Genomic DNA, 20,958 nt, shown 5'->3' on the forward strand with positions numbered 1-20,958 from the left:
TATGGCTGAATACTTTTGTGGAATGGGGGAGTGGGCGGTTGGTCAGGCTGGTGATATCCTTTGTGCAAGAGGCTTAGGTTCTTGTATTGGTCTTGTCTTAATTGATAACAAAAAACGTATGGCAGCCATGGCACATGTTATGCTTCCATCTTCTAATGGAAAAACTGACATGCCCACTAAATATGCTGATACTGCAGTAAACTTTCTTTTAGAACAGTTAAGGAAGAACGGCTCTAGTATGGATATTAGTTCAAAAATGGCAGGTGGTGCAAAGATGTTTAACGTATCGGAATCGTCGCTCCTTGATATAGGGAGGAGAAACGCAGAAGCCTTGGAAAATTCTCTAAAAGAGGCAGGAATTACATTAGTTTCAAAGGATGTAGGAGGAAGCTTTGCCAGGACAGTAACTTTTGACGTTATGAAGAGAAAGTTTTTGGTTAAAACAATAGGGCGAGGTGAGGTAGAGATCTAATGAGTCAGGGGCTTGCTTTAGATCTTTCAAGAAATGCGATGTTAGTTCTTCTCTTAATAACAGCTCCGGTTTTGCTTGTAGCATTATTTATTGGCCTTTTTTTGGGTATATTTCAGGCCGCAACTCAACTTCAGGATATTACTATATCGTTTGTACCTAAACTTTTAGCCGTTATTGTGGTCATGTTTTTACTGGGCCCATTTACCTTAAACGTTTTGACAAGCTATATAATTCGACTATACCAAAGCATTCCCGATATTATAAAATGATTGATATATCCCTTTTTTGGGATATGTTAATTAGATCTTTAATGCCAATACTTAGATTCTCTGGCTTTTTTGCTGTTGCTCCGTTTTTCAGTACACAAGTTATACCGGCAAGAGTTAAAATTTTAATAATTTTAATCTTTTCACTGCTTATTACTATGAATATGAAGATAACCGTTCCTGATAATCCCATAACCTTTGTTTTCTCCTCGATATTTGAGGTTTTGATAGGAGTTTTTATGGGATTTATTTTTTATCTTTTTTTGTGGATACTCGAATTTGCAGGTGGCTTTTTTGATATGCAATCAGGAATGGGTATGGCTGCCTTTTATGATCCTCAGATGGGGTCAGAAACATCTGTTTACGGCAATTTCTTTACTCTACTGGGGCTTTTGATATTTTTAATTGGAAATTTTCACTACATACTTCTAAAAATTTTTGTTGAGAGCTATTATGTATTGCCGGTTGGCCAATTCATAAAATCTGGGCCATCTTATAACCTTTTGATGAGCACTTTGATTTGGACTATGACAGCGGGTCTAGAGATGGCCTTGCCAGTCGTTTTAATTTTGTTTCTTATAGATTTGAGCCTGGGTATAATGGCTAGAACTGCTCCACAACTAAATGTCTTATTACTTGGTTTGCCTTTAAAGATCTTAATAACCAGCGTAGTAATAATAATATTTTTGGGATTTGCAGTGCCATTTATAAACCAATGCTTCAATTATATGAACAACGTTTCTATGGAGTTAATCAATGCCCTTCGATGAGGGAGACAGGACTGAACCTGCTACAGATAGAAGAAGGCGGGAAGCTAGAAAAATGGGACAGGTTGCAAAATCTCAGGAGCTGTCCAGCATTTTGGTTTTTTTTGGAAGCTACATTGTTTTACAATTTTTTTTAGTCATAGGCTTTAATAACTGGTTTAACGTATGGAAAGGTTTTTTTTCTTTTGATAGCCTTGATTTAAATTTACACTATCATAATTTTATAATGGCATTTTTGCTTCTCACTATTCCACCAGTAGTAGGAGCTCTCTTTATGGCGCTTTTTTCAAACATTTTACAAGTTGGTTTTGTGATAACTCCACAGGTTTTAATACCAAAATTTTCCAATCTAGACATAACAAAATATTTTAAAAGGCTACTGTCCTTTAGAGGACTTGTAGATCAAGTTTTAAAGCCTACAATCAAGATATTGATTCTTGCATATATTCTAACCTCTTCTTTGTTAGAAGCCTTTCCAGAAATCTTAAATCTTAGCTTCATAGATGTTCATAAGGGTTTTCAAATTGTAATAAAAATTGTTACATCAATTCTCGTAAAGACGATGGTGGTGTTGTTTTTCTTTGCATTAATTGACTATCTCTTTCAAAGATGGCAATATGAAAAGAGTATTAGAATGAGTAAACAAGAACTTAAAGAGGAATTCAAAACAACAGAGGGAGATCCTTTGATAAAGGCGAGAATAAAGAGATTACAAAGTGAAATGGCAAGAAGAAGAATGATGCAAGAGGTGCCAAAAGCTGACGTTATTATAACTAACCCCACTCACGTAGCAGTTGCTATATTCTACGATCCAGAAAAATTTAAGGCTCCAAAGGTGGTAGCCAAAGGAATGGGAATAGTTGCTGAGAAAATTATTCAAATTGCTAAAGAAAATGACGTGCCACTGGTAAGAAATGAAACTCTTGCAAGAGCATTGTTTAAAGAAGTAGAAATTAATTTCGAAATTCCCGAAAAATTTTATAAAGCTGTTGCAAGCATTTTAGCTACCGTATATAAGAAAAAAAAGAAGGTGATTTAATTTAAAAAAAGAGTTGTGGCTCTAAAATACGATAAGTCAAAGGGACCTCCTAGAGTTGTGGCCAAGGGACAGGATGAACTTGCTGAAAGAATTATAAATATAGCAAGAATGCATAATGTGCCAGAAATAAAGGATCCAAAACTTCTTAAAGACCTATACAAAGTTAATGTTGGTGACGATATACCAGTAGGACTATATGAAGCAGTGGCAAAAATAATTGCCCGAATATATCTTTTGAAGGGTAAAAAGGGCACTGACCAATGAGTCATATACATTTTAATTTGATGATATACTTAAAATATCAATAATCGAGGTGAGAGAAATGATTAGCTCTGTTGATATGCAGGGAGTGCTTATGCAAATCACTGAATCAGGGAGGGCTCAGCTTGCCAATCCTGGTTCGAGGGCTGACGCTTTGCAACAGTCAATGGCTATTCAATTTCAGAAGATCCTTGAAGAAGATAGAAATAAGGTAAAGAAAACAGAGGAAACTGAAAGAGCCTCCTCAGTAAAAAAGGTGTCTCACAGACAGACTAAGGGAGAAGAAGGTAGAAATAAGAGGGGCCTAAATGTGGTGATTTAAAGATGGAGTTATTGATTTTGTTGTTTCAAATAGTTGTTTTGGGTATATCTATTTTCTTTCTTTATACTCGAGAAATAAAGTTAAGAAACATATACTCAAAGCTACCGTCCGAAAACGAGATTTTAGAGTTAGAAAGTGAGATGAGAGAAATACTTTTTGAGTTAAAAGAGTCTCTTAATAACGTGAAAAGACTAGAAACAAACAGTAATATTAAAGCAGAAGGAAATAAGAGAGTTAATTTTGACGCTGATGTTGAGAACAATTCTCCTAAACCACTTGACCAAAACGGTGATTATTACAGTGTAATAGAGCTTTTCTATAAAGGCATGTCAGAAATTGAAATTTCTAGGAAACTTAACCTTCCAAAAGGAAAGGTAGACCTTATTTTGAATTTGGAAAAACTTAAAAAAGACTTTAAAGGGGGCATTTAACCTTGGAAAAAGACACTTTAACAAGCGATGTTTATGAGATCCAACTTGTAGTTTTTAAGCTAGCCAACGAGTTTTATGGTATTGAGATTTCGTCAGTTCAAGAAATAATTAAGATTCAAGATATTACAAGGGTACCAAAGGCACCTGATTTTGTAGAAGGGGTTATAAATCTTAGAGGGAAAATTGTACCCATTGTTGATCTTAGGAAAAGATTTGAGCTAGGCCAAACAGAGCGCACTAAAGATACTAGAGTGATAGTTGTGGAGACTTCGGGCAATATAGTAGGGTTTATTGTCGATCTGGTTACAGAGATTCTAAGATTTTCTTCTGACTCTCTTGAACCGCCTCCGCCAATTTTTTCAGGAATTGATGCAGAATACATAAAAGGCGTTGCAAAAGTTGACGAAAGGCTAATTGTCCTATTAGACATCAACTTGATTTTTAAAGGTGAGGAAGAAGAAGGACTAAAGATGCTTGAGGCGGGCAAGTAGGAGGAAATTATGGATATTGATGTAAACGAATATAGATCGGTATTTTTAGAGGAAACAAGAGAACTTATAGATCAATTTGAAAAGTCTCTTTTGGAATTAGAAAAAAATCCAAATAACCCAAGCGCTATACAGTCTCTTTTCAGAGCTGCTCATACAATAAAGGGATCTTCAGCATCTCTTGGCTTTGACTCTCTTGCTAAGTTTACCCACAGCCTTGAAAGCCTTATGGACATGGTGAGAAATTCAAAACTTGCCTTAAATCAAAATATTATAGATATACTCTTTAAAGGTTTAGATTTCATACAAGAAGCAGTAGATGATATAGAACAGGGGCACAATGGTGACATAGACTCTTCAGATCTTGTAGATATGATAGAAAAAGCTAAGACTTCTCCATCAGAGCTAAGCGTTTCAGCGAGTTCCTCTAAAGTAGATAAAAGTATTACGCGCTCCTTAGAAGAGCTAAATGACATTGAGACCGGCATTATCAACGAAGCTTTTATAAAAGGACTTAATGTCTTTGTCGTAAAGTTTTCTCTTTCTCAAGGATGTCAGATGAAATATCCCAGAGCATATATGGTTTTAAAGTCGCTTGAACAACTAGGAGAGATATTCAAGACTGTGCCATCTGTGACTGATATCGAGCAGGAAAAGTTTGATCTAGATCTCGTTTATTATATAGTTACAAAGTCAAGCGAAGATGAAGTGAAAAACGTCGTACAAAGCATTGCAGAAGTTGAAATGGTAGAAGTAATGCCATATGAATCTGCAAGAACAGAACAAATACAAAAAGCGTCCCAAGAAGGCATTGAAAAGGATGAAAAGGGCGAAATAAAGGTTAAAGCTGATTTCAAAAAGAGTCAGACTATTAGAATTAGTGTAGAAAGACTTGATAATTTAATGAATCTTGTAGGTGAGTTAGTTATTGATAGGACTCGACTTATTAAAATTAGCGAAGACGTAGAAGAGGCTCTCTCTGGTTCGGAGTCGGTAACTTCTCTTGCTGAAGTAACTACACATATGGGTAGGACGATTAATCTTCTTCAAGACGAGATACTGAGGACTAGAATGCTTCCTGTATCACATATATTTGAAAGATTTCCAAGATTGGTGAGAGACCTGTCGCATCAATTAAATAAACAAATAGACTTTATTGTTTCTGGCGAGGAGACAGAACTTGACAAATCTATAATAGACGAAATTGGTGAACCGCTTGTTCATCTTATAAGAAATTCTTTGGACCACGGTATTGAGCCGCCTGAGGAAAGAAAAGCTAAGGGAAAACCAGAAAAGGGCAAACTAAAGCTTTCAGCTAAGCAAGAAGAAGGATATGTTGTAATCCAGATTGAAGATGACGGAAGGGGTTTAAATCCTGACAAGATTAGAGAAAAAGCAAAAAAAAGAGATATAGTATCTCCCAATATATTAGATCAGATGGATGATCAGGCATTGTTTGAACTCCTCTTTCTTCCTGGTTTTTCAACGGCTGACAAAGTATCTGAAGTTTCTGGAAGAGGAGTGGGCCTTGACGTGGTAAAATCTGTAGTTGAAAGGCTAAATGGGTCTGTATCTCTTAGTAGCAAACTTGGTGAGTATACGAGGTTTACGCTAAAATTCCCTCTTACGCTTGCTATTATACAAGCCCTACTCGTTAAAGTTGGCAAAGAAGTTTATGCCCTGCCTCTAAATGTGGTTTTGGAAACAAGATTTTTAGAAGAAGAAGAGGTCAAATCCATACAATCACAGCAAGTAACTCTGTTTAGAGGAGAGGTTTTGCCTGTTTTAAGGCTTGCTGATATATTTGACACTCCAGGCAAAGAAGATTTTCAAGATAATTTTCTTGTTGTCGTTTCCACTTCTGACAAAAATGTTGTTTTGTCTGTAAGCGACCTTATTGGAAATTCAGAAGTTGTTATAAAGCCTTTGGGTTATATAGTAAATAGGGTAAAGGGCTTTTTTGGCGCTACTATATTAGGAGATGGGAAAGTTGCCTTAATTGTAGATACCGTTTCTTTGATGAGCGCTGTTAAAGAGAAAAACTTCATAAAGGTGGGCTAAAGATGATAGATCTTTCTCAAAAAGCACAGGAGTATATGAAGCAAATCTTAGATAGGGTATCAGATATACCTCCTTTGCCCCACATAGTAATAGAAGCCCTAAATGTAATAAAGGATCCAAAGTCAACAGCTGTTAATTTAGCAAACATCATAAGTCAGGATCAGGCGCTCACTGCTAGAGTTTTGAGACTTTCAAATGCTGCTTATTTTGGTTATGCTAGAAGGATCAAAACTGTTACTGAAGCAATTGTGATTTTAGGGTTTGGGGTTGTTGAGAACATTCTTTATGCAGCAGCGCTTCACGCACACCTGTCCAAGGAAGTTGAAGGATATGAGCTTCAAAAGGGAGCACTTTGGGAGCACTCGATGTCAGTCGCAATTGGAGCTAAAACTCTTGCAAAATTAGTGAAGTACCCTAAGCCTGAAGAACCGTTTACTGCTGGCATACTTCACGATATAGGGAAGACCATAATTGGCAAATTTGTTCAAAAAGAGTTCCAGACTATAAATGAACTGGTAGAAGAAGGAAAGACGTTTCAAGAAGCTGAAATTGCTGTTCTTGGTTTTGATCATGCCTATCTTGGTGGAAAGGTTGCAGAAAAATGGAATTTACCTACAATGTTAATTGAGGCTATTTCTTATCATCACAATCCTATGGACGCTAAGGAGTACCTTGATATTGTTTGTATAGTACATATTGCGGATGCGGTTGCTCTAATGAGCGGTCAAGGAATTGGTGCGGATGGTCTTTTATACAGATTAGAACCAAAGGCTATGGAGGTTTTAAATATTAAAGAAGAACATCTTGAAAGCATTTACACACAGGTGGTTCAGGCTTTTATAGATCACAGACAGCTGTTGGAGTTAGACTAATGATTATTAACGATCCTGTTTTTAAAATACTGGGATTTGGCCTTTCGGGTGCTTATAAAAGAAACGAAGTTCTCGCTCAAAATATAGCCAATGCTGATACTCCCGGCTACAAGTCCTACGACATTAACTTTATGTCTGAATTAAAGAAAGCCCTTGAAGAAGATCAGGACAACATCCCATTAAAGAGAACAAATCCACTTCACATGTCAGATACTCCTAATCTTAATAAGGATTTTAAAGTAGTGAAAAGAAATGAAGGCACATATATTAATGGCAATGACGTCGATCCAGAAAGAGAAAACGCGATGCTGCTAGACAACGCTCTTTATTATGAATCGCTTTTAGGAAGCCTTTCGAAAGAATTTACAATATGGATGAACGTGGTATCAGAGGGTAAAAAGTAATTAAAAAAATTTTATAAACAAAATAGCTTTAAAATATCAGTGGAGGTTAAGATGAAAAGGGTAGTCCAGAAACAGGGACTTGATATTTCAAGTTTGATATCTAGTTCTGGTTCCTTTAAAGAGGACTATAAAGTAGACTTTAAGAAGGTTTTAAAGGAAACTGAAAGCGTAAAAAACAAAAAAGACGTACCTAATAACTCACCTTCAAAATTTAGCGGTTTGATATCGTCTTCAGGCTGTGTGTTCTCATCGGAAATTAGTCCTACTATGTCTCAGGTTGAGAATGATGACAAGAGCTTTGATAAAACTCAATTAAAAGAGGCCACCGTTTCAAGCGATTGGGAAAAAGAGTTACCAGAGATAGCCAATGAATATGGCATAAAGCCAAGTTTATTAAAGGCAATAGTTTTAGCTGAATCCAATGGTAACCCAAATGCAGTATCTCCCGATGGGGCAGTAGGATTGGGGCAACTTATGCCTTCTACTGCAAGAAGCTTAGGGGTAGAAAATCCATTTGATCCCATAGAAAATCTAAGAGGTACGGCTAAATATCTTTCTAACCTTTTAAAGACTTTTAAAAGCGTAGATCTAGCGCTTGCAGCATATAATGCCGGACCTGGTTCTGTTGAAAAGTTTAACGGAATACCTCCTTATGCTGAAACCATAAACTATATTAGGCGCGTTAAGAGTTTGATGGTTTCGGTTTCAGTTTAGACGTGTTTAGGGCATAGTTTGAAATTTATTAGAAATTGTAACTTACGAAGTTTAAGGTGCAGACTTCTAATTGTAATTGTAGTATCTTTTTTAGTTCCTTTTTTATTTTTTTTGTGCACTCTCTTTATTGAATATCAGGACTTAAAAAACGATATTTCAAATGCTCTCGACTCTACGGCCGAAAGATATAAAAGCTCATTAGAGAATTTCATTTCAAGCGAATTCTATAAGCTTGAGATAATTTCTTCTCTTGAAAGCATAAAGAACTCATCTCAAGATTCAGAAACAATTCTAAGAAATCTAAAGGGTTCATTTCCTGAGGCTCAAAGTGTTGCCTACGTCAATATGTCTGGCCAAATTATATATTCTTCAAACAACTTAAAAAACATTTCTATAGCAGATAGAAGCTACTTTATAAATGCTATGAAAGGAGAAAGAGCACTCTCTGGGCTTCTTCTGTCAAGGATCAGCAATGAAAAGATAATAACGTTTGCTGTGCCAGTTTTTTCAGAAAAAAACTTTATAACAGGTGTGATAATTTCAGAAATTCCTGTTGAAACCTTGTATAAGCTGACAGCCCCAATAAATAGCTCACTAACTAGTAATGGATATAATATTAGGTTTGCTTTGCTCGACCAGAACTCAAACGTTATTGTTTCTTTTCCTGGAAATTCTTATCAGTTTACCAGAAACGATTACAAGAGTTTTTTGTCTAATCCTATTAATTTTTTCTCGCTAATATTTTTTGACAGATGGCTTTGCAGTGAAGTAAAATTAGCAGACACTAATTGGTCGATTTACTGTGCCATCTCTTCCTTATCTTTTTTAAGCCTTGTAAGATTAGCGTTTTTTGGAATACTATTTAGCTTGTTTGTGCTTCTTGTATTGCTCTTTTTAAGTTACTTTTTTGTTTACAATGAGCTATCAAGACCCCTTAAAGTTTTGGAAGGAGTTTTTAATGATATAAGAAAAGGTGTCAGAGAGATAAATTCTATAAATCCAGAAAGGCTTACTTTAGAGTTTGGACAACTTTTTTACAACATTAAAAATATCTGGACACAACTGGACAAAAAGGATAGTGAACTAGAAGCTGCCAATAAGGAGCTTAGATCTGCAGAAAGAAGATATAGGGCCTTGGTTGATAATTCTCTTACTGGAATATTTATGCTTGCGCCTGACTTTACCTTCAGATACGCAAACGTACAATTTGCAAGTATTTTTGGCTACTCTATTGAAGAACTTCTTGTAAAATCTCCACTTGATCTGTTTACTCAGGATGGGCAAGAGGCAATAAGGTCTGTTGTTACTGATGAGGGCACAATTAAGGACGATCGCTTTCATTCTATAATTACAGGTGTTCATAAAAACGGAAACCTGATTTATTTAGAGATACTTTTGACATATTTACTTGACGATGACGGCATATATCTATTTGGAACAGCTGCAGATGTTTCAGACAAGGTTGCTTATCAGAGAAACCTTGAATTTTTAAGCTATAGAGACTCTCTTACGGGAGTATACAACAGAAGATTTTTCGAAGAGGAACTAGCCAAGCTTAGCATTTCAAGGCTAAAAAGAAAAGTTGCTATAGTTGTAGTTGATATTGACTGTCTAAAGTGGGCAAACGATAGGATTGGTCATGCAGAGGGAGATAATTTAATAATTCGAACTGCTCGTTTATTAGAAAGTATTTTTAAAGAACTTGGAGAAGTTTGTAGGATTGGTGGCGACGAGTTCGCAGTAATTTGTATCGATTATAGAAACGACGAGTTAAACAATGCTATAGACAAATTAAAAAAGAGCTCTGGCTTGGCAGAAGACGATCACGTGCCGCTGTATATATCTTTTGGCGTAGCATTTGGGCACGTGCCGGGAGATGATATGCAAGAAATCTTTAGAAGAGCCGATGATGCGATGTATATGGATAAAGGATCACATCATGAGGCTGTATATAATGTTTTAAAAATATATGCAAAAGAAAGAGGCATAGAATCTTAGTCTTTTGGCAAACAAAAGGATAAGGGCACAGCTATAAAAGGTATTATAGCTATCACGTAAAACGCAGAAATTAGACCAAAGCTATCGGCTAGTACTCCTAATAAAGGTGCAATTATGCCCCCCACGCTAACAGCGAGTCCTATTGTTACTCCTGATGCAAGACCCATGCTATTTGGAAGATATTTTTGTCCTAAAACTACCATAGGGCTAAATGCCATGTATACAGCAAAACCTATAGGGACTAAAAGCAACATTGCTAAATTTTGATTGTCTACGAATACAAATGCAAAAAGGGCAGGCAAAAGTAAAATAAAGCCAAGTCTAACAATGTTGACGTATCCAAATCTATCGGCTAAATTGCCGCCTAAAATTGTCCCAATTGCTCCCATTAAAAAGAAAATGGTTAATGCAATACTTGCTTCAGTTTGTGTGGAGCGATAGTGATGTATCCAAAAAAGGGGAATAAATGTATTTAAACCAAAAAATATACTAGATCTGCAAAAGACTATCATAGTTAGTGTAAAAAATGCTTTAATCTGATTTTTGGTATTTTTTGCCCAAGTAGTTTTAGTCTCTTTTGGACTTTGGAGTATTTTGTCAAAAAACGAAATGTGAGGCAGAAATATAATTGCCATAAATAAGCTTAAGAAAAACAAAATAATGGTAGCGTGAAATCCAAAATTTAGTATTGATATAGTAGCAATAATTGGCCCAAAGGCATATCCACCGTTGCCCCCAAGCGCAAATAATGAAAGGCCACTTGCCTTCTTTTGACCTGCTAACTTGTTCGCTAGAAGGGCGCCTTCAGGGTGAAACATCGCAACGCCAAGGCCACTTATAGAAATAATAAAAAATAGTATTAAATAGTTTGATATATAACTTGAAAAGCCGATACCAAGTCCTGCCAAAAAAATTCCAAGTATCATCATCCATGCCCTTGCATGTTTATCTGCCATTACTCCAAAAATTGGTTGAACTACAGAAGACAAGAAATTAGCAGCGAAAATAAGTCCTGCAGCTGCTGCATAATTTAGACCATGATACGTTATCATAAATGGTAACAAAGCAGGAAGAGCACCTTGGTTTAGGTCGGTGAAGAGATGCCCCATTGTTAGCAAGAAAAGATACTTAAAATTCATTTAAAACCTCCATAGCGATAACTGGTTTTTTGTATATTTCTGTATTATATAACTTATTTTCAAAACTTTTTATATATTGAATTTTTTATTTAACCCCAGTATTAAAAAATTTGTTATACTAAAATTCTTATAATATTGTAACCTCAATATTAGGTAAAAATGTAAATAGAAAGGGGATATTTATGGGAAACAGCGACAACAAGAAAATTATATTTGAAAATGGTGCGGTTTATGAAGGGGCTACTTTAGATAACGAACCTCATGGTAAAGGAAAACTGATTTATGTTGATGGCACAATCTACGAAGGAGATTTTGTCCAGGGCAAAAGACATGGAAGAGGAAAAATAATATGGCTCACCGGCGATGAATATGATGGCGAGTGGTCAAATGATAGAATAAATGGCTACGGCACTTTTACCTTTCACGATGGAAGACAATATGTCGGCGAATGGAAAAATGATAAGGAAAACGGTTATGGGAGGCTCAGCTTCCCTGATGGGCGCTACTACGAAGGAGATTGGGTAGAAGGAAAAAAACAGGGTAAGGGAGAGTTTTCATGGCCTGACGGAACTTTTTATATAGGAGAATTTTATCAGGATCATTTTAACGGTCAGGGGATATTCTGCCAGGCTGACGGAACGAGATTTGCGGGGACATTTAACATGAATAGAACTGAAGGTAGAGCTGTTGTTACGTATAGCGATGGTTCGTGGTATGCAGGTGGCTATCTTAACGGCAAAAGACACGGTTTTGGTGTGCTAGTTTTACCAGATATGACAAGATATGTTGGTGGGTGGAAAGAGGATTTAAAACATGGAGAAGGTAAACTTGTTTTTCCTGATGGGAAGATTGAAAATGGCATCTGGGAGGAAGACGAGTTAGTAGAAAAGTAATTTTTCATGTTTTATTGTTTATTTATATAATATTTTTATGAATTAATAACAATTATTAATTTATATTTTAATTCTTTATATATAGAATTATTGATATACTAGTTTATATCTAATATAGTATTAGGATTTACCCAAAGGAGGGTAAACTTTGAAGATAGCTGTAGCTGGTAAAGGCGGGGTAGGAAAAACTACTGTCTGTGCATGGTTTGCTGACTATCTCTCAAGGCAAGGCAAAGACGTGCTCTTGATAGATGCCGATTCAAATGCTACGCTTGGCCTGGCGCTGGGTTTTTCTGAAAAGCAGTTGCCAACTCCTATATCAGAAGAATTGGACTTGATAAATTCAAGAGTGGGAAGCGGAATAATAAATCTTAACCCCAAGGTAGAAGACATTCCTGAAAAATATTCTGTCAAAAAGGATAATATTAAGTTACTAGTACTTGGCGGGATAAAAGCTGCCGGTAGCGGCTGCTCTTGTAATGCTAATGCCTTTCTAAAAGCCCTTCTTGCACATGTAGTTTTGGAAAGAGACGAAATAATTTTGGTAGACCTAGAAGGGGGGATAGAGCATTTAGGAAGAGGTACTGTAGAGGGTATGGATGCCTTGATAGTTGTAAGTGAGCCAACAGTGGTAAGTTTTAAGACAGCAAAGAATATATCTTTAATGGCATCTGAACTTGGATTAACAAAAAAATTTCTTATATTTAACAAAGTAAACCATAATAACCTTAAGTTTGATGTTTCTGGCTACTTTAATAGCGTAAGTTTTATAGATTTTCTTCCCGATCTTGTAAGTTCAAGCGTTTCTAATTCATGTATTTTAGATATTGATCAAAGAAAGGTTTGCGATCCTGTTTTTTCTGACATTTTTAAATTTATGAACAAGGAGGACTAAAATGGCACGAAGCCAAGAAGAGATCGAAGAGTTAAGTATTTGTAAAGACGCTCAGATTATGATCGAAAAGGCCGAAAAGGACGGCGTTGTGACTGTTTGGGATAGGTTTAAAGCCCAGCAACCACAGTGTACATTTTGCAAACAGGGACTTTCTTGTAGAAATTGTTCTATGGGACCCTGTAGGATATTGCCTGGTAAGGAAAGAAGTCTTGGCGTATGCGGTGCAAATGCAGATACCATTGTAGCAAGGAACTTCGGTAGGGGCGTTGCGGCAGGTGCTGCAGCTCACTCTGATCACGGAAGGGATCTTCTTGAAACCCTTGATGCTGTGGCAAACTCGGACACACAGAGTTATGAGATTAGAGATGTGGAGAAGCTCATAAGGATAGCAAATGAGCTTGGTATTAAAACAGAAGGAAAAGAAACTCTTCAGATTGCAAAAGAGCTAGCCGACTTGCTTTTGGAGGAATTTGGGATTAAAAAGGGCAATATTGGCTTTACCATGAGAGCTCCAGAGGTTAGAAGAAAGCTTTGGGATTCTCTAAACATTAATCCTCGTGGGATTGATCGAGAAGTAGTTGAGATGATGCACAGAACTCATATGGGAGTAGATCAAGATCCTGTAAGTTTGCTTTTACATGCTGCAAGAGTATCTCTTTCTGATGGTTGGGGCGGTTCAATGATTGCAACTGAGCTATCTGATATCCTCTTTGGTACGCCTAAACCCGTTGAGTCAAAAGTTAACCTTGGAGTTCTTAAAAAAGACGAAGTAAATATACTCGTTCACGGGCACAGCCCTATTGTTTCAGAAGCAGTATTAACAGCAGTTAGAGACAAAAATAATATTGAGATGGCAAAGGCTGCAGGTGCAAATGGCATAAATCTTGCTGGTCTTTGTTGCACTGGCAATGAACTTTTGATGAGACAGGGAATTCCAATGGCAGGGAACCATCTTATGACAGAGCTGGCTATTGCTACTGGTGCAGTAGAACTAGTTATAGTAGATTATCAGTGTATTATGCCAGGATTAATTCCAGCGATGAATTGTTATCATACAAAAATGATTACTACCTCTCCCAAGGCTAAATTCCCAGGAGCAGAGCACATAGAATTTAACGTAAGAAATGCTCGAACTCAGGCACAAAAGCTTGTTGAGATGGCAATTGAGCTTTATAAGAAGAGGGATAAAAACAGAGTTTTGATTCCTGTTGAGCCAGTTCCAATGATGAGCGGTTTTTCAAATGAAGCAATTTTACAAGCGTTGGGCGGTTCTCTTGCGCCTCTTCTTGATGCTATAAAATCTGGAAAGATAAGAGGCGTAGCAGGACTCGTTGGGTGTAACAACCCCAGAAGAAAACACGATTATTGTCACGTAACACTTACAAAAGAATTGATAAAAAATGATATTTTGGTTTTAGGAACTGGCTGTTCTGCTGTAGCTATGGGTAAGGCAGGACTATATATGCCAGAGGCAGCATCTCTTGCGGGTCCTGGTTTGAGTTCAGTTTGCAAGGCTCTCAATATTCCTCCTGCACTTCATGTGGGAAGCTGTGTAGATAATTCAAGAATATTACATCTTTGCGGGCTGGTAGCAAAGGAGTTAGGAGTTGACATCTCAGATCTTCCTGTAGCAGGCTCAGCGCCTGAATGGTATTCAGAAAAAGCAATATCTATTGGACTTTATTTTGTTGCAAGTGGCGTTTATACTGTATTAGGAGTTACGCCAAATATTACTGGAAGTAAACTCGTTACAGATCTTGCACTTGACGGATTGACCAATGTCGTTGGAGCATGCTTTGCAGTAGATACTGATCCACATAAAATGGCTGAACTAATGATTAATCATATAAATAAGAAGAGAAAGAAACTCAATTTACCTGTATAATTTTACATAAAAGGCCACTTTTGTGGCCTTTTATAATATTCTAATAATAAAGTTTATAAATAAACTATAATATTAAGGAGTTCGTATGGGAAAGATACTATCTATAAACGTTAGCAAAAAAAAAGGTGAAATTAAAAAGCCTGTTAATGAAGTTTTGTTAGTAAAAAACCTTGGAATCATGAAAGATGCGCATTTTGGATTTGGGCACAGACAAGTTAGTCTTTTGAGTATTTTTAGCTTAAATAGGGCAAGAGAAAAAAATAAAGATTTAAACTTTGGCGATTTTGCAGAAAATTTTACTGTTGATATGGATCTAGATACAGTTAAAGTAGGAACGAAAATGAAATTGGGAAATGCAATAATATCTATTACTCAAATTGGCAAAGAGTGCCATACAAAGTGTGCAATCTATAACAGAACAGGTGACTGTATAATGCCAAGGGAAGGTTATTTTGCATCTGTAGAAGAGGGAGGCATAGTTAAGGTTGGTGATACAATTGAAATATTGTTAGATTAAAATAACCTGGAGGTAAGTTAATGTTTGACGTTGCAATTTATAACTGTTTTATACCTGATTTTAAAAAAAATATATTTATAAAAACCTCTGTTGGAATAAGAGAAAATCTAATTTCATATGTAGGCAAAGAAAATATTGAAGCAAAGGTAATAGTTGAAGCTGAAAACAAAGTACTTTCTCCAGGATTAATTGATGGCCACTGTCATATAGAGAGTTCAATGCTTCCTCCTTCTGTTTTTGGCAATCTTGTAGCGAAATCAGGAACTCTTTATGTGATTTCAGATAATCATGAAATTGCAAATATATTGGGGGTAAAGGGAATAAGGCTCTTTATGAAAGATGCTAAAAACTCTTTGTCAAAAATATTTTTTGCTATACCGTCATGTGTTCCAGCTACGAGATTTGTGAAATCAGGGTCAAAGATAACAGCTAAAAACATTAAGAAGCTTGTAGAAGAGCCTGATGTAATCTCTATAGGAGAGATGATGAACGTATATGGGGTTATAAATGAAGATGAACCTTATAGGTCAATTTTAGATCTTGCAAAGAAGAAAAATATCTTAATTAACGGTCACTTCCCTTTTAAAGATTTTGAATTGTTGAAAAGATACGTTTCAAAGGGCATTGCAGACGATCATGAAAGCGAGAGCTACGAAGATCTAAAAAGCAAGATAGATGCAGGAATGTTTGTTTTTATCAGGGAGGGTAGCGCTGAGACTACTGAAGATTCGGCTTATAAAATAATTGCTCAATACCCAGATAAAGTGGGTTTTTGTACTGATGATAAAAGCGTTTTTGATCTTAGAAAAACTGGTAGTGTAATATTTAATTTAAGAAAAGCTATAAAACTGGGCACAGATCCTATTTTTGCGCTTAGAGCTGCTACTTACAATACCCTTAATCATTATGGTTTGAATAGGTATTCTCAAATTAAAGAGGGCAATTTTGCAAACCTAGTTTTATTTAAAGACTTAAAGGATTTTGAAATAGATAAAATAATAATTAGTGGGAGAATAATAGATAATTTTAATTCTAAAAAAAAGAAATTTTCTAAATTATTCTTTAATTCTTTTAGAGTAAACAAAGATGAAATTTCAGTGCCTTCAATTGACGATAAAGTAAAATCTCTTTGTATTCTTGTGAGAGACAAAAGCCTTATTACAGATTTGATTGTTACTAATAAAGAAGAATTTGATCTATGTGAAGACATTCTAAAGTTAGTAGTGATATCAAGATATGAAAAAAATAAAGGCTCAGCGTGTAAGATTAAGGGTTTTGGATTAAAAAAAGGGGCAATCGCAACATCTATCTCTCACGATTGTCACAACGTTATATGTGTGGGAGCAGACGATTTATCTATCAAAAAGACCGTTGAGAGGGTTTTCGACTTAAAAGGTGGTCTTGTCTATTTTGATGGAGAATATTTCACACAGGTAGGATTGCCTCTTGCCGGTATACTGTCAGGCTTAGACGAAGACAATCTAATTTCTGAATTGGATAAGTTAAACGATGCTATTAGAAAAAATGGTTCTATTTTAAGTGATCCTCTTGGCACTTTAAGCTTTATGGCGCTTGAAGTGATTGGTCATGTAAAGCTTACTGTTAACGGCCTTTTTAATGTCGATAAGTTTGAGTTTATTTAACCCTTTCCCAATAAACCCTTGCGTTTTCCAGAAAGAAATCAACTTTATTTATCCTGGTAAGGGCGCTTAGGTGGCTCTTTATAACGGTTACTGCAATCCAATATTGGGCGAGAGAATTGTTTATTTCAAGTGATGACAAGACGTCTGAAATTATCTCTTCTGTGGAACAAGGAGATTCTAAAAGCCTGAGAATGAGATTGTCTATTTCGTTAATTCTCTCTATATGATACCCTATTTCTTCTATCGCTTCTTTTTTGGATAGAATTTTACCATGACCTGGAACAAGGTAATCGAAGTCAATGTTAGCTATTCTTTCAAGAGAGTTTTTTACAAGCAAAGGATCAATTGAATATGGCAGCGGAAAAGTATTCCATAATTCTTTTGTGTATAAAGCATCTCCTGTGAAAAAAATTTTGTCAGATGTTAGATATCCCACCTGAGATATAGAATGTCCTGGCAAAGGGACTACAGTAATACCTGGATAGAAAAAGTTTTCGCTATATATATCAACTTTGCAAGGAACGCCCTTCATAAGAGAGCTGATCATTGCATCTGGTGGTATAGCCCAACTAAATGTTGCCCTTACGTTAATTTCCGGGTTTTCTACAAATATGCACTCCTCTTTAGGAGCAACTATTTTTGCTCCCTTGCCCCTAAATAAAAAAGCCATTCTAAAGTGATCTGCATGTCCATGAGTTAGAAGTAAATATTGTGGGTTTATCTTTTTGTGGTTGTGCATTTCCCATGGGGTGTCTATCATACAGGTCTCATAAAATCCACAGTTAACTGAACCTGGGATGTATGAAGTCTTTCCAGTAATCGTTTCTATCGTAAATTTCTCTTCCATTTTTTTATTATATCAAACGGAACTTTAATTTATTGTCATTTGAGATATTTTATGATAAATTAAAAAAAAGATTGAAGGGGGCACACGCTTTGAGATATTTTCAAATGCTAATAATTTTATTTTGTCTTTTTGTTTTCCAACGGATTGCTTTTGCTGATTTTGTAAAGGTAGAAGATCCTAACTCTTCTTGTCAGGTTAAGTTGTTAAGACCTTTAGAAGATGGTGAGTCACTCTCGTGGTCAGGACCATGTGAAAACAGTTTAGCAAACGGTGAAGGCGTTTTTGTTCTCTATGGCAAGAATGGAAACGAGCTTTATAAATATTCTGGATTTATGAAAGACGGCGTGCGAGAAGGACATGCAACAATTGAGACCCCAAACTATAAATATGAAGGAGATGTAAAAGGCTGCGTTTTTGACGGTTTTGGCAAGATCGAATATTTAAACAAAAATTCAAACGTTGTTTCATACGAAGGCGAGTTTAAAAGAGGCCTTTATAACGGAAAGGGTTCGATAAAATATAAAGATGGCAATGTTTATACGGGCGAGTTTAAAAATGGTCTAAGAGACGGCTATGGAACTTTTAGAGATTCTAAGGGCAAAATTATTTATGACGGTCTTTGGAAAGAGAACGTTTTCTTAGGCAAATAAAATTTGCAATATTGGCTTTGTGTAGAAATGTTTTAGTTAATTAAAAGTTATGAGTGCTCAATTTCAAAGTTTATCTTTTCCATAACGTCTTTGTAAAAATCATTGGGTGTAACGTCAAATACCTTAGTAAAGGCTCTGCTCCAGGACACGTTTTCGTGCATAAGCCTATATACTTCTTGAATTTTTGTAAAATTATCCCCTGTTAAGTGAAGAACCATAAGAGTGGCAAGAGGGTACACGGGAATCTTTTTTGACATACAATCTCTCCAGGTAGCTTCATTTAAAGTTTCTGGGTTTGGTAAAGAGTTATGGGTTAACTTTACGTACATGTTCAGTCTTGCAAGCGGATCTTGAAACGCTATCTCTTTTGAAGTAATACCAGCTTTTACCTGGGCAATATACCTAAATGCCTCTGGAGTTCCCTCGTCAAACCATATTGGCACATTTGTTTGCTTTCCATATTGTCTTTGTACTTGGTGAAAGATCTCGTGTGGAAGGACTCTAAATGCTTCTGCTTTATACTTGTCAAGCCTATCAGAGCCCCTGATTATAACAATAGGCTCTTTTGTAGAGCTTTCCCCTCCTGATATATTTGCTTCCTTTTCTGCTAAAGCCTCTGAATAATGAAAGTACTCAATTAAAGCATTTTTATAGTCCTCTTTGTCACTTGTTAAGACCACATTTATTCTTTCGTTCAATACGAAGCCATAATCTTTGATCATCTCTTTGGTGGTATTAAGTGCTAAATTAACATTATCAATTTCGTTCTGAGTAACTCCAGGTCTGATTATCAAGTTAAAGATATCGGCACTTGCTACAGCGTTAAAAGGAGCAAATAATAGACAAATAAAGAAGAGTATTGCAGAAAAAAGGCGTCTTATCATGTTCTCTCCTTAAAAATTTATAATTTAGTATATGCATATTATATATCTTAAATTTAAAAATTTAGAAGTTTTCAAATTAATTATCAATCTTGTTTATAAATGTAATTTTAAATTTTTATAAGTTTTTACTATATAATTACGTAATACTATTTTCAAGGGAGGTTTTGGTGGTGGATAAAACTCAGGTAGATGAGGTATTGAAAAGAACTTTAGGCAAGAGGTATTTCAATGTTATTTTGCCATTATTTATTGCTTCTGTATTGGCATTTCTCGATCGCCTCAATCTGAGCTACGCAGCGCTAACTATGAATAAAGCTTTGGGCTTTACTCCAGAGGTTTTTGGTTTTGGTGCAGGCATTTTGTTTTGGGGATATGTACTCTTTGAAGTGCCTGGTGCAATATTTGCAGCAAAGTGGAGCGCCTCAAAATGGATTGTAAGAATTCTTATCACCTGGAGCATTGCTACAACTTTGATGATGTTTGTTAAAACTCCCATTGAATTTTATATTGTTAGATTTTTAATAGGAGCTGCTGAAGCAAGCTTTTACCCTGTATGCTATGCCATCTTTTTCCCAAGATGGTTTGCTCCAAACGAAAGGGCCAGAGCAATTTCCGTTATGCTCACATCCTTATTGGTTGCAAGCATTTTAGGATCGCCTTTGGCCGGGATCTTAATTGGAATGTCAATTTTTAATTTGGCAGGTTGGCAGCTCTTATTTTTAGTAGAGGGATGTTTATCTCTTGTACTTGGTATAGTTTTGTGGTTTTGGATAAAGGATTGGCCAAAGGATGTAAACTGGCTATCCAGCGAAGAAAAGAAAATTTTTTCAGAACTTTACCAACATGAAATAACAGCAAAAAACAATGTAAAGAAATATACTTTGTGGGATGGGTTAAAAGATTTAGAAGTTTTGAAACTTGGTTTTATATACTTCATGTGGATTGTAGGTTTTTGGGGTTTTGGCTTTTGGCTGCCTACCGTATTGAAATCTGTTTCAGGTTTATCTAACGCCAATGTTAGCTTTTTGGTTACAATCCCAATGGTTCTTTCTTTAATAGGATTTTTAATTGTTGGCAATTCGTCTTCCAGAAAAGGTGAAAAAAGATTACATGTAGCTTTGCCTCTTTTTATAGGAGCAATTGGTCTTGCCGGTACCGTTCTTATTCACGACCCAGTTTTAAATTTTGTTTTTATTAACTTTGCTGCAATAGGAGTATATAGTGGAATGGGAGTGTGGTGGTCTATTCCTACTACTTTTTTATCAGAAACTGCAGCTGCGGGAGCAATTGGTTTGATTAATTCTATTGGAAATATTGGAGGATGGGTAGGTCCATTTTTAATTGGCATTGTAAAAAGTTATACAGGATCATATACTCTGGCATATTTGTGTTTAGCCCTGTGTTTAATCGTTTCCGGAATATTAATTTTTACACTGCCAAAAAAACGTCCAACTGACAGCCTGTAATTTTAAAATATCTGTATTTTGCCTCTTGACATTTAGTTCTGAGA

The 20,958-nt window shown here is 35.9% G+C and carries 23 protein-coding genes; 20 read left to right on the plus strand and 3 right to left on the minus strand.

Annotated features, from left to right (window positions below; genetic code table 11):
• The first annotated feature begins 1 nt into the window (after window position 1).
• The 13 genes from THENA_RS00100 to THENA_RS00165 all read left to right on the plus strand — a co-directional run bounded on the left by THENA_RS00100 (window position 2) and on the right by THENA_RS00165 (window position 10,095).
• Entirely contained in the window at window positions 2-472 is a 471-nt protein-coding gene (locus THENA_RS00100) for a chemotaxis protein CheD (RefSeq protein ID WP_013755403.1), read from the plus strand.
• Window positions 472-741: a flagellar biosynthetic protein FliQ gene (locus THENA_RS00105; RefSeq protein WP_013755404.1), complete on the plus strand. Its 270-nt coding sequence runs from the start codon at window positions 472-474 to the stop codon at window positions 739-741. Before THENA_RS00100 ends, THENA_RS00105 begins: the two co-directional genes overlap by 1 nt.
• The gene (gene fliR, locus THENA_RS00115; protein ID WP_013755405.1) at window positions 738-1,508 is read left to right on the plus strand and encodes a flagellar biosynthetic protein FliR; all 771 of its coding nucleotides are present in this window, start codon (window positions 738-740) and stop codon (window positions 1,506-1,508) included. Before THENA_RS00105 ends, fliR begins: the two co-directional genes overlap by 4 nt.
• Entirely contained in the window at window positions 1,495-2,544 is a 1,050-nt protein-coding gene (gene flhB, locus THENA_RS00120) for a flagellar biosynthesis protein FlhB (RefSeq protein WP_013755406.1), read from the plus strand. The genes fliR and flhB overlap by 14 nt, the downstream gene beginning before the upstream one ends.
• A 15-nt stretch (window positions 2,545-2,559) precedes the next feature.
• Window positions 2,560-2,808 carry an EscU/YscU/HrcU family type III secretion system export apparatus switch protein gene (locus THENA_RS00125; protein ID WP_041437870.1) on the plus strand — a complete coding sequence of 83 codons (249 nt, stop codon included), beginning with the start codon at window positions 2,560-2,562 and terminating at the stop codon, window positions 2,806-2,808.
• Between the two features lie 58 nt (window positions 2,809-2,866).
• Window positions 2,867-3,127 carry a hypothetical protein gene (locus tag THENA_RS00130; protein ID WP_013755407.1) on the plus strand — a complete coding sequence of 87 codons (261 nt, stop codon included), beginning with the start codon at window positions 2,867-2,869 and terminating at the stop codon, window positions 3,125-3,127.
• Between the two features lie 2 nt (window positions 3,128-3,129).
• Complete coding sequence (locus THENA_RS00135) at window positions 3,130-3,558, plus strand: DUF6115 domain-containing protein (RefSeq protein WP_041437871.1); 429 nt, start codon at window positions 3,130-3,132, stop codon at window positions 3,556-3,558.
• A 2-nt stretch (window positions 3,559-3,560) separates the two neighbouring features.
• Entirely contained in the window at window positions 3,561-4,049 is a 489-nt protein-coding gene (locus tag THENA_RS00140) for a chemotaxis protein CheW (protein WP_013755409.1), read from the plus strand.
• Between the two features lie 9 nt (window positions 4,050-4,058).
• On the plus strand, window positions 4,059-6,107 hold the full coding sequence (locus THENA_RS00145) for a chemotaxis protein CheA (RefSeq protein ID WP_013755410.1): 2,049 nt from the start codon (window positions 4,059-4,061) through the stop codon (window positions 6,105-6,107).
• 2 nt (window positions 6,108-6,109) lie between these two features.
• The gene (locus tag THENA_RS00150) at window positions 6,110-6,979 is read left to right on the plus strand and encodes an HDOD domain-containing protein (protein WP_013755411.1); all 870 of its coding nucleotides are present in this window, start codon (window positions 6,110-6,112) and stop codon (window positions 6,977-6,979) included.
• Window positions 6,979-7,383 (plus strand): flagellar basal body rod protein FlgB, encoded by a 405-nt coding sequence (flgB, locus tag THENA_RS00155; RefSeq protein ID WP_013755412.1) that lies wholly within the window; start codon window positions 6,979-6,981, stop codon window positions 7,381-7,383. Before THENA_RS00150 ends, flgB begins: the two co-directional genes overlap by 1 nt.
• 51 nt (window positions 7,384-7,434) lie before the next feature.
• Window positions 7,435-8,097, plus strand: coding sequence for a lytic transglycosylase domain-containing protein (locus tag THENA_RS00160; RefSeq protein ID WP_013755413.1), 663 nt, complete (start codon window positions 7,435-7,437; stop codon window positions 8,095-8,097).
• 111 nt (window positions 8,098-8,208) lie between these two features.
• Window positions 8,209-10,095 carry a sensor domain-containing diguanylate cyclase gene (locus THENA_RS00165; RefSeq protein WP_169309400.1) on the plus strand — a complete coding sequence of 629 codons (1,887 nt, stop codon included), beginning with the start codon at window positions 8,209-8,211 and terminating at the stop codon, window positions 10,093-10,095.
• Here THENA_RS00165 and THENA_RS00170 read toward each other — a convergent pair.
• Window positions 10,092-11,234 carry an MFS transporter gene (locus THENA_RS00170; protein ID WP_013755415.1) on the minus strand — a complete coding sequence of 381 codons (1,143 nt, stop codon included), beginning with the start codon at window positions 11,232-11,234 and terminating at the stop codon, window positions 10,092-10,094. The genes THENA_RS00165 and THENA_RS00170 overlap by 4 nt on opposite strands.
• Window positions 11,235-11,416: 182 nt before the next feature.
• Here THENA_RS00170 and THENA_RS00175 point away from each other — a divergent pair, with 182 nt between their 5' ends.
• From THENA_RS00175 to THENA_RS00195, 5 genes are all read left to right on the plus strand, one after another.
• Window positions 11,417-12,127 carry an MORN repeat-containing protein gene (locus THENA_RS00175; protein WP_013755416.1) on the plus strand — a complete coding sequence of 237 codons (711 nt, stop codon included), beginning with the start codon at window positions 11,417-11,419 and terminating at the stop codon, window positions 12,125-12,127.
• Between the two features lie 148 nt (window positions 12,128-12,275).
• A complete protein-coding gene (locus tag THENA_RS00180) occupies window positions 12,276-13,022 on the plus strand; it encodes an ATP-binding protein (protein WP_013755417.1) in 747 nt (248 codons plus the stop codon).
• 1 nt (window position 13,023) lies between these two features.
• Window positions 13,024-14,907, plus strand: coding sequence for an anaerobic carbon-monoxide dehydrogenase catalytic subunit (gene cooS, locus THENA_RS00185; protein ID WP_013755418.1), 1,884 nt, complete (start codon window positions 13,024-13,026; stop codon window positions 14,905-14,907).
• An 85-nt stretch (window positions 14,908-14,992) separates the two neighbouring features.
• Window positions 14,993-15,424, plus strand: a complete 432-nt coding sequence (locus THENA_RS00190) for an MOSC domain-containing protein (RefSeq protein ID WP_013755419.1) — start codon at window positions 14,993-14,995, stop codon at window positions 15,422-15,424.
• 20 nt (window positions 15,425-15,444) lie between these two features.
• Window positions 15,445-17,067 (plus strand): adenine deaminase C-terminal domain-containing protein, encoded by a 1,623-nt coding sequence (locus tag THENA_RS00195; protein ID WP_013755420.1) that lies wholly within the window; start codon window positions 15,445-15,447, stop codon window positions 17,065-17,067.
• Here THENA_RS00195 and THENA_RS00200 read toward each other — a convergent pair.
• Window positions 17,060-17,914: an MBL fold metallo-hydrolase gene (locus tag THENA_RS00200; protein ID WP_013755421.1), complete on the minus strand. Its 855-nt coding sequence runs from the start codon at window positions 17,912-17,914 to the stop codon at window positions 17,060-17,062. The two genes, THENA_RS00195 and THENA_RS00200, sit on opposite strands and share 8 nt — an antisense overlap.
• An 89-nt stretch (window positions 17,915-18,003) precedes the next feature.
• On the opposite strand from THENA_RS00200, the gene THENA_RS09465 reads away from it, so the two are divergent.
• A complete protein-coding gene (locus THENA_RS09465) occupies window positions 18,004-18,564 on the plus strand; it encodes an MORN repeat-containing protein (protein WP_013755422.1) in 561 nt (186 codons plus the stop codon).
• A 47-nt stretch (window positions 18,565-18,611) separates the two neighbouring features.
• Here the strand turns inward: THENA_RS09465 and THENA_RS00210 are convergent, their stop codons facing one another.
• Entirely contained in the window at window positions 18,612-19,448 is an 837-nt protein-coding gene (locus tag THENA_RS00210) for a hypothetical protein (RefSeq protein WP_013755423.1), read from the minus strand.
• Window positions 19,449-19,618: 170 nt separating this feature from the next.
• Between THENA_RS00210 and THENA_RS00215 the strand changes: the two genes are divergently transcribed.
• Window positions 19,619-20,914, plus strand: a complete 1,296-nt coding sequence (locus tag THENA_RS00215; protein WP_218914882.1) for an MFS transporter — start codon at window positions 19,619-19,621, stop codon at window positions 20,912-20,914.
• Window positions 20,915-20,958 lie beyond the last annotated feature (44 nt).

It is taken from the genome of Thermodesulfobium narugense DSM 14796 (assembly GCF_000212395.1).
Classification (GTDB): Bacteria; Thermodesulfobiota; Thermodesulfobiia; order Thermodesulfobiales; family Thermodesulfobiaceae; genus Thermodesulfobium; species Thermodesulfobium narugense.